The 13169-nt window shown below is 46.9% G+C and carries 11 protein-coding genes; 5 read left to right on the top strand and 6 right to left on the bottom strand.

The window, feature by feature from the left end:
• Genes IEY13_RS21245 through hemA form a run of 3 tightly spaced genes read right to left on the bottom strand, consistent with a single transcriptional unit; the run spans nt 1 to nt 2924 of the window.
• Complete coding sequence (locus IEY13_RS21245) at nt 1-702, bottom strand: uroporphyrinogen-III synthase (RefSeq protein WP_188955996.1); 702 nt, start codon at nt 700-702, stop codon at nt 1-3.
• Nucleotides 689-1636 carry a hydroxymethylbilane synthase gene (gene hemC, locus IEY13_RS21240; protein WP_188955994.1) on the bottom strand — a complete coding sequence of 316 codons (948 nt, stop codon included), beginning with the start codon at nt 1634-1636 and terminating at the stop codon, nt 689-691. The genes IEY13_RS21245 and hemC overlap by 14 nt, the downstream gene beginning before the upstream one ends.
• A gap of 25 nt (nt 1637-1661) precedes the next feature.
• Nucleotides 1662-2924 (bottom strand): glutamyl-tRNA reductase, encoded by a 1263-nt coding sequence (gene hemA, locus IEY13_RS21235; protein WP_229687946.1) that lies wholly within the window; start codon nt 2922-2924, stop codon nt 1662-1664.
• A gap of 168 nt (nt 2925-3092) precedes the next feature.
• On the opposite strand from hemA, the gene hemH reads away from it, so the two are divergent.
• Together hemH and IEY13_RS21225 are read left to right on the top strand one after the other, a co-directional pair.
• Nucleotides 3093-4139: a ferrochelatase gene (hemH, locus tag IEY13_RS21230; protein ID WP_188955992.1), complete on the top strand. Its 1047-nt coding sequence runs from the start codon at nt 3093-3095 to the stop codon at nt 4137-4139.
• Between the two features lie 5 nt (nt 4140-4144).
• Nucleotides 4145-4699 carry a CopD family protein gene (locus IEY13_RS21225; RefSeq protein ID WP_188955990.1) on the top strand — a complete coding sequence of 185 codons (555 nt, stop codon included), beginning with the start codon at nt 4145-4147 and terminating at the stop codon, nt 4697-4699.
• Here IEY13_RS21225 and hemN read toward each other — a convergent pair whose 3' ends face one another.
• Nucleotides 4700-6058: an oxygen-independent coproporphyrinogen III oxidase gene (gene hemN, locus IEY13_RS21220; protein WP_188955988.1), complete on the bottom strand. Its 1359-nt coding sequence runs from the start codon at nt 6056-6058 to the stop codon at nt 4700-4702.
• A gap of 82 nt (nt 6059-6140) precedes the next feature.
• A complete protein-coding gene (locus IEY13_RS21215; protein WP_188955986.1) occupies nt 6141-6581 on the bottom strand; it encodes a nuclear transport factor 2 family protein in 441 nt (146 codons plus the stop codon).
• Between the two features lie 131 nt (nt 6582-6712).
• On the opposite strand from IEY13_RS21215, the gene IEY13_RS21210 reads away from it, so the two are divergent.
• Nucleotides 6713-7477: an energy transducer TonB gene (locus IEY13_RS21210; protein WP_188955984.1), complete on the top strand. Its 765-nt coding sequence runs from the start codon at nt 6713-6715 to the stop codon at nt 7475-7477.
• A 150-nt stretch (nt 7478-7627) separates the two neighbouring features.
• Nucleotides 7628-8878, top strand: coding sequence for a pepsin/retropepsin-like aspartic protease family protein (locus IEY13_RS21205; protein ID WP_188955982.1), 1251 nt, complete (start codon nt 7628-7630; stop codon nt 8876-8878).
• Between the two features lie 176 nt (nt 8879-9054).
• Here IEY13_RS21205 and IEY13_RS21200 read toward each other — a convergent pair whose 3' ends face one another.
• Entirely contained in the window at nt 9055-11397 is a 2343-nt protein-coding gene (locus IEY13_RS21200) for a TonB-dependent receptor (protein ID WP_188955980.1), read from the bottom strand.
• A gap of 363 nt (nt 11398-11760) precedes the next feature.
• On the opposite strand from IEY13_RS21200, the gene IEY13_RS21195 reads away from it, so the two are divergent.
• Nucleotides 11761-13137: a S41 family peptidase gene (locus IEY13_RS21195; protein WP_188955978.1), complete on the top strand. Its 1377-nt coding sequence runs from the start codon at nt 11761-11763 to the stop codon at nt 13135-13137.
• Nucleotides 13138-13169 lie beyond the last annotated feature (32 nt).

Here is a 13169-nt window from a genome sequence, read left to right as displayed (position 1 = left end):
CTATTTAAAATAATCTATCACCAGGTCTATCATGTGCTCCTGCCCCGGCCATTCGCTGGTAACAATGGTATTGCACACGTATGATTGAATGGTTGCAGCCGTGGTTTTACCAATGGCAAACAACACTACATTGGTATGAATGGTGTTTTCGGAAAAAAAACTGTGTACAGCGCTGGGGCTGAAGAACAGTATGGCTGCATAACTTTTTTCAATGGTATGCGGCGTTTGCTTTGTAGAGTAAGCGATAATTTCCTGTACACCTATGTTTTGCTGTTTCAGCAGTTGCGGCAATTCATCCAGCCGCTGATCGCCACAGAAAAAGAATACTTCTTCGGGGCGGTTAGGGGCTGCAATAATCTTCTCTGCCAGTGAGGTGGCATTTTTAGAGGCGCCTGCAATAGCGGCTTCTCCAAAATGCGTTTTCAGTAATTCTTTGGTAACACCACCCAGGCAGTAAATAGTCCACTGCGGCAACCCGTTCAGTTGTGCCATTACGGCCTCTACTGCTTTAATGCTGGTAAACACTACTGTTGCGGGCTGTGCAGCAGCCTGTTGTACCTGTTGGGCAAAAGCGGGGGTTGTAAGGGCTTCGGTATGTATAAAGGGTACCGTATCTATATGCAGACCATGTTCCACTGCTTTTTGCACATGTGCCGGTTCCAGCGAGCGTGTGCAAAGGATATGTGTGTTAGTAACCTGCATGGCGTATGGCTTCCACTATTTTATCAGCACCTTTTCCTAATAATTCCAGGGCGGCTTTGTTACCGGTATTGGCCAGTATATCCGGCGCAGTATCGGCAGGCAGTTCTACCTGGGTTTCCAGCATCTGTTTTCCGTCGAGCGAAAAAATGTTTCCTCTGAAAAGCAGTGTGTTGTTTTGGATCTGGGCAAGTGCGCTGATAGGAGTAGAGCAGCCACCCATTAAGGTGCGTAGAAAATCGCGCTCCAGTCGGGTGCATAAGGCGGTATCGGCATGGTTCAGCAGCGCGCAGGCCTCTTTGGTATCTGCGGCTTCTTCCCGGCATACTATCATAATAGCGCCCTGTGCGGCGGCGGGTAACATCCAGTTAAGTTCAAATGAGTTGGCGGGGCGCTTTTCAATACGCTCCAGGCCGGCAGCGGCAAAAATGGCTCCGCTCCAGTTGCTGTCTGCCACCTTTTGTAAGCGGGTATTTACGTTACCGCGCAGGTTTTCTATGCGGTGTTCCGGAAAACGGTTCAGCCATTGCGCTTTGCGGCGTATGCTGCTGGTGGCAATAACGGCAGTGGGGTTGTTAATAGTCCATTCGCCATTTTGCTTGTGCCATTCTCCTTTATGTACCAGTATATCTATGTAAGAAGCTCTTTGTAAAACGGCTGCCTGTACAATGCCTTTGGCAAGGCCGGTAGGCACATCCTTCATGCTGTGTACTGCTAAATCTATACGGCCGCTGAGCAGTGCCGCATCCAGGGTTTTGGTAAAAACACCCTGCACGCCAATTTCATAAAGGGGAGTAACGAGATCGATATCGCCGTCACTTTTAATATACACCAGTTCACTTTGAATGTTGTGGGCGGCTAACTGGTTTTGTACCAGGGTTGCCTGCCATACAGCCAGTTCGCTGTCTCTGGTGCCTATTTTTAATATCCTGTTCATGTTTTAAATACTCCGGGCGGCGAAACTAGTTCATATTTCCCGCGGAAATAAAATCATTAATGGCTTCTATGTAAGAACAGCCAGGAAGCTGCTGGCGGCGCATTTTGAGCGCCATGTTGTTGATGACTTTCTGAATGGTTTCTTCTGACTGTTTGCCGGCTTCCATAGGGCAACCGGTGGTGGAAATGTTTTCGGCTGCAAAAAAACCGCAGCTATGCAATTCGTGCAGCTTTTCTTTGGCGGCTTTAAGGGCAGGTACATGCTTGCGCATACCGTACCATTCCACAAACTCCTGCATGTGCGCCACAATAATATCGTTGGCTTTAGGCACTTCTGCCATGCGGTTTTGCAGGGTTTCGTCATTTATTTTAGACAATCCATCAACGTTTACCAGGGCTACACCGGGTAATTCGCCGGCTGCCGGTTCTATATTGTTGGGAATAGAAAGATCTATGAGAATTTTTGAGCCAAAACCTTCCAGGTGTTTTTTGCAGATAACAGGTTCTTCGGCATTGGTAGCTACTATAACCACATCGGCCTGTTGTACCTGTGCCAGCATTTCGCTGTAAGGGGCTACGTTTACCTGTAATTCTGCCGCCAGCTCCTGTGCTTTGCTGAGGGTGCGGTTAATAACGGTAATGTTGCTGTGGTTGGCACCGCAGTAATCTACCAGATTTTTACAGGTGTTACGGCCTATTTTACCGGTACCCAGCAGTACTATTTTCTTGTGGGCAGCATCGGTAAGGTGCTGTTTTAAAAACTGTATAGCGGCAAAAGATACAGATACGGTGCCGGAGCTGAGTTCTGTATGTGCTTTAATGGCTTTGGATGATTGCAGTACGGTGTTGTACAAACGCTCTATAAAAGTGCCTACGTACTCATTATCGCGGGCAAACTTAATGGCCTGTTTAATCTGCCCCACAATTTCGTAGTCGCCAAGAATTTGTGAATCCAGGCCGGCGCCTACGCTGAACAGGTGTTCAATGGCGGCCATGCCTTGTTTAATATACGCCAGTTCTTTAAAGGAATCTGTAGTGCCGGTGGTTTGGCGGCAGAGAAGATTTATCAGTACGTCGGAATGGGAAGCCAGACCAAATATTTCTGTACGGTTACAGGTGCTTAACACAAACATCTCTTTCACTCCGTTCTGCCCTGCTTCTTCAAGAATAGCTGCGTACTGCTCATTGTTAACGGCAAATTGCCCTCTGATAGCAGCGTCAGTTTTCTTGTAGTTAATTCCTGCGATGTAAAATTCGTTCAGATTCATATTGCTTTCCTGCTGATCCAAAACCTTTCTTTAACAGCAAGGCAAAGGTACTTGCAGCGGCACGGTTTAGTGTATGATTTTCGTCATTCCATTGTCATTTCTGTGTCACAGATGAAAATACAGGATAAATCTGCCTTTTAGCCGAAAAGCCGATTCTGCTTGCTTACCTTTGCGTTTATTTTTCCGCATATGCAAGCACATAAGAAGAGGGCTGTTATTTTGATGAACCTGGGATCGCCTGATTCCACAGAGGTGAAAGATGTAAGGAAGTATCTGGATGAGTTTCTGATGGATAAGCGCGTAATTCACGCTCCCTGGTTTTTCAGGGCGTTGCTGGTAAAGGGTATTATTGTGCCTTTCCGCGCCCCCAAATCGGCCGAAGCCTACCGTACCATCTGGTGGAAAGAAGGCTCTCCGCTGATTGTGCTTACAAAGCAGTTACAGCAACAGGTGCAGCAAAAACTGGATGTGCCGGTGGAAGTTGCCATGCGTTATGGCAGCCCCAGCCCTAAACAAGCGTACGATAGTTTGATGCAGCAGGTTCCCGGCCTGGAGGAAGTAATTTTATTTCCGCTGTACCCACACTATGCCATGAGCAGTTTTGAAACGGCGGTGGAATACATGAAAACCGAAAAAGCGAAATACAAATATCCCTTTGAGCTGAAGGTGATACCCCCTTACTATAACGATGCTGATTACATTGATGCGATGGCAGAAAGTATTCGCCCGTATCTGAATCAGGAGTTTGATAAAATATTGTTCAGCTACCACGGTATACCCGAAAGGCATATTAAGCTGGGTGATGTTACCGGTTGCCATTGTTTGAAAACAGAAAACTGCTGTACTACGCCTTCACCGGCGCATGCACAGTGCTACCGCCACCAGACCAAAGAAACTACCCGCCTGCTTACTCAGGCACTGAACCTGCCTGAGCACAAAGTGGAGCATACGTTTCAATCCCGCCTGGGCCGCGATCAGTGGCTGCTGCCTTATACCGCCGTTCGTTTACAGGAATTACCTGGCGAGGGCGTGAAAAAAATGCTGATTGTATGCCCGGCCTTTATCAGCGACTGCCTGGAAACGCTGGAAGAAATAGCTATTGGTGGGAAGGAAATTTTTGAACATGCGGGTGGTGAGGCGTATACGGCCATACCTTGTTTAAATGTGCAACCCAAATGGGTAGATACGCTGGTAAAACTGTCCGGCGCTCCTGTTAAAGAAGGCGTTAAAGCATAAGCAGCATGACTTATTTTTACCTGAAGGCCCTGCACATCATTTTTGTGGTTACCTGGTTTGCCGGTATTTTTTATATGCCGCGCCTGTTTATATACAACACGGAGGCGGCTGATAAAGAACCGGCTGCCCGTGATGCGCTGCGGGAGCAGTTTGGGATAATGATGAAGCGGCTGTGGTTTGGTATTACCTGGCCCTCTGCTATACTTACGCTTATATTGGGCCCGGTGGTAATGTTCTACTTTGGCTGGCATAAAATACTTACAGAACCCGCAGGCAACTGGCTGCTGATAAAGCTGCTGTTTGTGGTGGGTTTGTACGCTTACTTTTTGTTTCTGCACCGCATATTTAAGCAGCAGATAGCGGGTGTGTTTAGGTACACCTCTATGCAGCTGCGTATATGGAATGAAGTGGCTACTATTTTTCTGGTAGCCATTGTAATGCTGGCAACGGTTAAGCAGGGCATGAGCCTGGTGTGGGGTGTGCTGGGGCTTATTTTGTTTGTGGTGCTGCTGATGAGCGCCATTAAAATTTACAAGACCATCCGCACCCGTAAGCAGTAGTTATACTGCTTTGCTAAAAGTGGTTTTATTGCTGTTCTGGTTGCGCAGCAAATGCAGATCGAATGCACGGCATATGTTGCGGATAAAGTTTTTACCGGTATCTGTTACCGTTATACCGCCAGCGGAGCGGTAAATAAGATGATCGGCTTCCAGCTGCTCCAGTTCCGGAAAACTATGCAGTTCCAGTTCGCTGCGGAAAGCATTGCTGAAAGTGGTTTTACCACGGCAGCTGATATCCAGTATGTATTGTTTAAACTGCCGGTCTTCCTTTGTTAAAAAATAGCCTTTGGTTACGGGTATTTCGCCTGTTTCGAGTCTGCGGTAATAATCATGCAGACTTTTTTCATTTTGTGCATAGGCATTACCCATATCGCTTATAGCAGATACGCCCAGGCCTACCAGTATATCGGTATGGCGGGTGGTATAGCCCATAAAGTTACGGTGCAGGGTGCCGTTGAGGCGGGCCTGATACAGATCATCTTCCGGTAATGCAAAATGATCCATACCTATATCGTGATATCCATGTTCTCCGAATATTCTTTTACCCTGCTGGTATAACAACAGCTTTACCACCGGGGAGGGTAAATCTTCTTCTGAAAACAGTCTTTGTGCTTTGCTGGTCCAGGGCACATGCGCGTAGCTGTAAAATGCAATACGATCGGGATGGAGCTCCAGCGAGCGGTTAATGGTGTTGGTGATGCTATCAATGGTTTGCAGTGGCAGGCCATATACCAGATCAAAATTCACCGAGCGGTAACCTATCTCACGCGCCAGCTTAGTAACGGCTTCTACGTTTTCAAAAGGCTGTATGCGGTTGATTACTTTTTGCACCCTGGGGTCCAGATCCTGCACACCAAAGCTTACCCTACGAAAGCCCAGTTGGTACAACGCATGTAAATGAGCGGCTGTAGTATTATTGGGGTGCCCTTCAAAACTAAATTCCGGATCGGGGGCAATGATGGCTTTTTTAAAAATACCGTTGAGCAGCCGTTTCAGGTTGTCTGATGAAAAGAAGGTAGGTGTGCCACCACCCAGATGCAGCTCTTTAATTACAGGCAGTTTTTCCTGGGCCTGTACATATAAATCCCACTCGTGCAGCACTGCTGTTATATAGGGTTCCTCCACTTTATGGTTGGTGGTAATTTTTTTGTTGCAGCCGCAGTAGGTGCAAAGTGCCTCGCAGAAAGGAAGGTGAATATACAGGCTTATGCCCTGTGTGTTATGTTGCAGTTGATCACCGGCAACGGTTGTCCAGCGTTGGGTAGAAATACTGTTTTCCCATATAGGAACGGTAGGGTAGCTGGTGTACCTGGGAACGGGAATATTATACTGGTGAAGTAGTGCAACGGGAACTGGCATAATCAGAACGTTTTCTGTTGCAAAACTACCGGGGTGGAAAAGGGGGTACAATGATATTGGTCATACCGTACCCCCGTTGTTATCAGTGTTTGGTTTTTACTGCCTGGCGGGCCAGCAGCTTCCATTCACCTGCTTTGTTTTTGTGCCATACCAGCAGAATCAGCAGGTCAACAGAACCGGGGTCTTTGCCTTTATCCTGCGTGCTGGCAACCAGGCGGTGGCGTACTACGGCAGTAGCGCCATCTACCACAACGGTTTGGTTGGTCAGTTCTATGGTAACAAAATCAGAATTGCCGTTTACTATATTCTCAATAAACTCTTTTTTTGTTTCGGGGGTGGCGCCGCCGGAATGGCCATAAGTTAGTTTATCATCTGTTAGTTTGTTCAGGGTAGCACCATCGCCATCTACCAGGGCTTTCCGGAATTTTTCGGTAGCAGCAGCTACCGCTTTTTCATCTTTGGTCTGGGCCATCGTTACGTTCAACATTGTGCAGAGAACAATAAGAGAGAGAATACGCTTCATGTTGTGGATTTTAATAATGCAATTTAAGGAAAGGAACACAGTGATGGAATAGTAGCATGATTTTAGCAGGAATAGGGCAGAATGATTAATTTAGAAACCAATATTCGTATCGTTCACCCTTAACTGTCGCCATGAGATATCTGCTGTTATTTTTTACCATCTGTTGTATGGGTGTTTTACGTGTAAATGCCCAGGCAGATACTACCTGGACGTATTTTAACCCGTTGTGGAAGCCCACTGTAAAAGATTCTGCCGCCTTTTATGAAAAGAAGTTCTGGTACAACCAGCTACTGAAAAAAGAAGTTTACCGGGCAGACAGTAATATTATTATCCGCGCCACTTCTTTTGCCGATTCTGCGGGCAAAGTGCCTAAGGGCTTTTTTATGCGGTACGACCGCAGGGGCGTTATCCGCGATTCTATTTACCTGGATGGCCGCCACCGCAGCGAGGGCTGGTATTTTTACAACAATGGCCATAAAAAGGCTTATTTCCATACCACGGCCAAAGGCGATTACGATGTGCAGAAGGGATGGGATGAAGCCGGTAAAGAAATTCCCGGCTATGTGGCTTTTCGCCCGGCTGTATTTCCTGGTGGTGACTCCGCCTGGAAGGCGTATCTGTTGCAGGGGTTAACATTGAATCAACCGGCAGATTATGCGGCGGGTAAAATAAGCGGCGTAGTGGAAGTGCTGTTTAATGTAGCGGCCGATGGCAGCATTACCGATGTACGGGTTGGCAAATCTTCTGGCAACGACCAACTGGATAAACATGCGCTGGAAGTAATTCGCAGCAGCCCTAAATGGGTGCCGGGCATACAGTTTAACGAGCAGGTGCGGTATTTTCAACGCCAATCGCTCACCTACGCCCCGCAGCAGCCATCGGCTGCACAGCCTTAAAAGCTTTTCAGTATCAGCTATACACAACATAGCCGCCTGTTGCCTGTGCAACGGGCGGTTTTGTTGTATGGCTATACTTTGTTATATGAAATTTTAATGCAGGTGGTAATGTACTTTTGTCCGCGTTTTTCATTCTTAAACCTGCTGTATATGAAGTGGCGACTATTTTTAGTAGGCATAACGGCATTGTCTTTTTCTTCCTCTTTTGCGCAGAACAGAAGTTATTCTGATATGGCGGATAGTGTATATGCCGCACTGGGCAAACATGATCCTTCTTACCTGCTTCCTTTGCTGCACGATAGCTGTGCTATCAGCAACCTGCCGCGTGGTATTAATTACCGGGTAATTCCGCTATTGCTGGATAAATATCCGCAGGTACTGGAGTACAAAATTGTGGCTATAGATAAAGAGCCTGCGGGTACCCGCGTAAAGCTGGAAGTGATGTATGAAGTGGGTAAAGCGGCTTACCCCGATTTTCTGGTGGGGCGTAGTGGTACTATTACAGAACTGAATGTGGTAAAAAGCGCCGCGCTGAATGAGCAGCGTATGGGTGGCAGAGTGCTTTCTGCACCAGATACTTTATCGGTGCCGTTGTGGGAGGCCGAAGGGCATTTATATGTAAAAGCCGAAGCGGATGGCAGAAAAGGCATTTTTCTGCTGGATAGCGGTATACCGGATATGATACTGAACCGTAGTTATTTTGGCGATTCGTTAAAGCAGGTAAGTACCGGTACTGTAGAAGCAGGCAGTACAAGAGGCGAGGGCGTGCTGGTGCGCAAAGTAGGCGCGTTTAACCTGGGGCGTATGAAGCTGAGTAATTTTCCGGCCATGGTAATGACGGAAAAGGTGGCAGGTGGTAATGAAGGACTGCCTTTTCTGGGAGCGATAGGTTTTAGTACGCTGCGCGATTTTGAAATACGTTTGGATATAGCAGGCGGTAAAATGATGCTGGTGAAAACAGACCGGGAGGGTAATTATATCAGCCAGCAATATCGCCCGGCGCAGGTAACATTTATGGCACCGGTTGAAATGAGAAGGCAGCTGCCTGTAATACTGGTGACCATTGGCGACAGGGCTTACCGTATGGGCATAGACTGCGGTGTGGCAGGTACTATCTTTTTTGCACACACCAAAAACGCCATACTGCCTTATATAACGGGTGTTGATGCAGCTGTAGCAACGCAGGAAGGTGTACCGCTGAGAGGTATACATGGCAAATTGACCAAAGCAGTAATAGGCTCGCTGGATTTTACAGATATGGCTGCCAGTATTGAAGGTAATAACCTGGCTTATGCGGGCGCAGGTGATGCAACACCCCTGGATGGTATACTGGGTACCTCTTTTTTACAGGTGTATAAAATAGCCATCAACTATAAAAAGAAACTGATTTATTTCAGATAGACAGTAATGAAAGGGGGGAATAGAAGAGGCTGTATCAGAAGTAAAATGAAAGTTCTGAGAAGCAGCAACTGATTCCATCAGGTACCCGAATAAAAAGAGGGTGTATCGGACTTGATACACCCTCTTTTATATGTGTTATTCAGACTTTACAGTAATGTAGTACCTGAACGGTTGTATTAAAACTTCACAGAAATACCGGCAGACAGGTTGCGTGGCGGCTGTGCATTACCCCAGGGGCCCCAGTACTTCTCGTTGCTGATGTTATCTAAACGGAAATACAAACGGCACTGGCCAAAGTCGTACGATACTACGCTGTTAAATACCACAAAGTCAGGAATGGTAAATGTATTCACATCATCACACCAGCTTTTGCTTTGGTAGTTAACACCCGCGCTTACACGCAGGCCTTTCAGTGCGCCATGCTGTAACTGATAGCTTACAAAGCCGTTGGCCATATCGCCCGGTGCACGGGCAGGTGTTTTGCCCTGTATGTTGGCATTGGTTTTTGTGAATCTGCTGGTGTTGTGCGCATAACCGGCAATAATGTTCAGGCCGCTTACGGGGCTGGCATTTACTTCCAGCTCTGCACCTTTACTTACCTGCGTGCCATCCTGTATCTGAAAGTTTATATCATCCGGGTTGGTGCGTAACTTATCGGTTACTTTGATATTGTAGTAGCTAAGGGTGGTAGATAATTTACCATTCAGCAGATCGGCTTTAACACCACCTTCCCACTGGTTGGCTCTCTCAGGCTGAAACAGTTTGCCGCTTTTGTCTGTGGCACTGGAGTAGGTAAAGCCGTTAAGGTAGTTACCAAACAAGGATACTTTATCTTTTATTACCTGATACACTATACCTGCTTTAGGCGAGAAGGTTGATTTGGCAAAAGTGCCGGTAGTGAGGTTGTTGAGGAAGGAAGTAGTGCCTTTGTTATCTACTTTATCCCAACGTACAGACAACATTACCATCAGTTCCTCAGTAATATTCACCACGTCCGAAGCGTAGATGCCAAAGTTGTAAGCATTGCTTTTGAAAGCGCTGGTATAGTTGGTCTGGGCCAGACGCTGATCTATTTTATCGCGGCTGATATAAGGGGCTATTCCGTTGATAGAAATGCTGTCGTAAATGAATCTTTTAATATAGGTGGGGTTGGTTACAGACTGTACTACATCTGCACCTACCAGTATGCGGTTTCTGATGCCACCCACCACAATATCACCATTCAGGTTCATCTGTGCATTCTGGTTGTTGTAGCTGTGTGCATAACGCTGCACGGTACGGCTTACTGAATCGCCTCTCAGCAGGGTAGGCGTAAACTGCAACTGATCTTTCGCGTTTACACCGGCAAAGGTATATACCGCGTTTACCGACCATTGATCGTTCAGTTTATAATCTGCCCGGCCAAAGAAGGTATAGCCTTTCAGGGTAGAAGTAATATCGTCTGAAGAGAAGGTTCTTTTGTAGATATAATTCAGATCCTGATAGCCTTTCATGTTAGGGTAAGCGGCAGCGTTGGGTGTAAAGCTGATGCCCAGGTTGGTGCCATGGTTACTGTACAGCTCCATATCAACTGCCACGGTAAGCTTTTCATTTACCTTGTACTGGAATGAGGGGGCAAAGAAATAGTTGGTTTGGTAGCCGTTTTCCTGAAAGCTGCCGGCAGCATGTCTGGCAGCGTTTACGCGTAACAGCGCTGTCTTTTGCTCGTTCAACGGCGTGTTAATATCTGCGGTTAATCTGCTTAAGCCAAAGCTGCCGCCGGTATAACTAAGCTCGGCAGAAGCAGTTTCAAAAGGTTTTTTGGTAATACGGTTTACCACACCGCCGTAAGAGATGTAGGAGGAACCGAACAGGGTGCCGGATGGTCCTTTTAAAACTTCTATTTTTTCCAGGTTGGCTACCTCTGTGGCAGTAAGCTGTGAGGCAATAAGGCCATTACGCATATAGTTACCGGTACGGAAACCTCTGATGAATGCGGAGGTACGGCCGTTAGATACTGATTCCAGTGAGTTAACACCAGGTACGTTGCGGAACGCATCGCGGTAGTCGGTTATTATCTGGTCTTTAATAAACTCCGCTGTAACGGTGGTGTATACCTGCGGGTTTTCCAGGTTTTTCAGCGGCATACGGGCTGCATAATCGCTGGACTTAGCCGTGTATCTGTTTTTACGGCCAGCGTTTACCAATACGGTTTCCAGTTGGGCAGAGGTTTCCTGAATGGTAAAATCAGCGCTGGCAGTGCTGCCTGCGGCAACGGTTACTGTTTGCTGTAACGGTTGAATACCTACTGCCGACAGTTGCAATACGTAGGTGCCGGGTTGTAATTTTTTAAATACAAAGCCGCCTTTATCATCGCTGATAACACCGGCAGAAAGGCCCTCAATACGGATAGAAATACCTGGTACGGGTTGTTTGTCGCTGGTAACTACGGTACCCCGGATGGAGGGCGCACTGGTTTGGGCAAGGGATAACCGGCAGAATAACATCACAAAAAGTGATAGTAAGTGCAGTTGTTTCATAATGACTGAGTAAATGAGCCGCAAAGGTGGGTGGCAGAGCGTGGGTTTACTTACGCTAACAGTAATATCTGTTATCGAAATGCGGAACTTTAAAAATCGTCTTTTGGGGGTATTGTTCTTCGTAAGTGGCCTTGCTGCCGTTAACTGGTCAGCCAGCAGCTATATCTGAATAGCCTGAGGGTAGTGCCCAATGACAACCAGTTTGCGGTGGCCACAGGAAATGTGGTTGGGGAAAATAACGGCGGTGGTTCATGGGCGAACAGCAGGTGTTCAAAACTGAACACCTTGGGAGGGGGGCATACATACACTTGATTGAAATTCATTTGATTACGGGGTGGCATGTTTATGGGTGGAATGGGGGGTATGAGAAAGATTTTTTTTGCCCTTATGCTGATGGTTGCCGGCCTGGCAAAAGCTCAGCTACCCAATAAGCTTACTACAGCTGACAAAATTTACGGCCTGTCTAAATTCTGGCAGGAGGTGAATTACAACTTTGTTTACCTGGACAAGGTGAATCGTAAACAATGGGATAGTGCCTATAAGGCCATGATTACGCAGGTGGCTGCCACAACAAACGACTATACCTATTTCAGGCTGATGCAACGGTTTTGTGCGCTGCTGAACGATGGGCATACCAATGTGTATATGCCTGATTATATTGGCGCATTGCAGTTTACCCGCATGTTTGGTGATTACTGGCTGAACCTGGAAAATATTAATGGTAAAGCCATTGTAACGCGTACGTTAAAGGCGAATCTGAAAGAGTTGCCGATTGGCACTGAGGTTATTGAGGTGAATGGTATACCGGTTGACAGCTACCTGAAAGACAGTGTGATGCCTTACATTGCCAGTTCTACTGAATATGTAAAGTATGATTTTGCCGTAAACGATTTGTTGAAGGGACTTATTGGCGATAGTTACCGCGTGAAGTTTAAACGCCCGGATGGAACCATATTTCCTGTTACGCTTACACATGCGCGTACGAAGGATACCGCATTTTATCCTGCTATGCCGCAACATGATTTGCTGGAGTTAAAATGGTATGCCAACGATATTGCTTATGTGGCCCTGAATGGGTTTGGTAACAGGAAGATTGATACCATGTTTGTGCAGAAGTTGCCGGAGTTATATAAGGCGAAAGCAGTAATTATTGATCTGCGGAATAATGGCGGTGGCAGCACCAGTGTAGGTACTGATATTCTGCAATACTTTACAAACGACACCGTATTGCAGCATTCCCGTTATTCAACCCGCGAGCACCTGGCTTCATTTAAAGCGTGGGGCCTGGCGGTTGAGCCGAAGGATACGCTGAAAAGCGACTGGAACAGGAAGGCATGGAAGTATTACCATGATAAAGGTGTTTATTATTTTGAATATGAGCCCAGGCCCATAAATATTACCGCCCAAAGGATAGTGGTACCTACTGTATTGTTGTTTGGACATAACACCGCTTCGGCTGCAGAGGACTTTTTAATCAGTGCCGATAACCAGAAGCACATGGTAAAAATGGGTACAAGGAGCTTTGGCAGCACAGGGCAGCCTTTTGAATTCGGGCTACCTGGTGGCGCCAGTGCACGTGTTTGCACCAAGAAGGATACTTACCCGGATGGAAGAGAGTTTGTGGGATATGGCGTTGCGCCGGATATTGAAGTAATACCTGATGTAGCTGATTTTATAGCCAACAGAGATAAGGTACTGGAAACGGCGATAAGCTACCTGCAGAAGAAACTAACAAAATAAAAACGGCCCCTGAAAAGGGGCCATTTGTTATG

The organism is Filimonas zeae, from assembly GCF_014641615.1.
GTDB classification, from domain to species: Bacteria; Bacteroidota; Bacteroidia; order Chitinophagales; family Chitinophagaceae; genus Filimonas; species Filimonas zeae.
The sequence above is the reverse complement of the archived record's forward strand: the minus strand, read 5'-3'. Positions and strand labels throughout refer to the sequence as shown.

Bases quoted from the DNA above. Each gene is read 5' to 3' on its own strand.
- IEY13_RS21205 (WP_188955982.1), top strand. From the start codon at position 7,628: ATGAAGTGGCGACTATTTTTAGTAGGCATAACGGCATTGTCTTTTTCT.
- hemN (WP_188955988.1), bottom strand. From the start codon at position 6,058: ATGCCAGTTCCCGTTGCACTACTTCACCAGTATAATATTCCCGTTCCC.
- IEY13_RS21200 (WP_188955980.1), bottom strand. From the start codon at position 11,397: ATGAAACAACTGCACTTACTATCACTTTTTGTGATGTTATTCTGCCGG.
- IEY13_RS21210 (WP_188955984.1), top strand. From the start codon at position 6,713: ATGAGATATCTGCTGTTATTTTTTACCATCTGTTGTATGGGTGTTTTA.
- IEY13_RS21215 (WP_188955986.1), bottom strand. From the start codon at position 6,581: ATGAAGCGTATTCTCTCTCTTATTGTTCTCTGCACAATGTTGAACGTA.
- IEY13_RS21225 (WP_188955990.1), top strand. From the start codon at position 4,145: ATGACTTATTTTTACCTGAAGGCCCTGCACATCATTTTTGTGGTTACC.
- IEY13_RS21195 (WP_188955978.1), top strand. From the start codon at position 11,761: ATGAGAAAGATTTTTTTTGCCCTTATGCTGATGGTTGCCGGCCTGGCA.
- hemH (WP_188955992.1), top strand. From the start codon at position 3,093: ATGCAAGCACATAAGAAGAGGGCTGTTATTTTGATGAACCTGGGATCG.
- hemC (WP_188955994.1), bottom strand. From the start codon at position 1,636: ATGAACAGGATATTAAAAATAGGCACCAGAGACAGCGAACTGGCTGTA.
- IEY13_RS21245 (WP_188955996.1), bottom strand. From the start codon at position 702: ATGCAGGTTACTAACACACATATCCTTTGCACACGCTCGCTGGAACCG.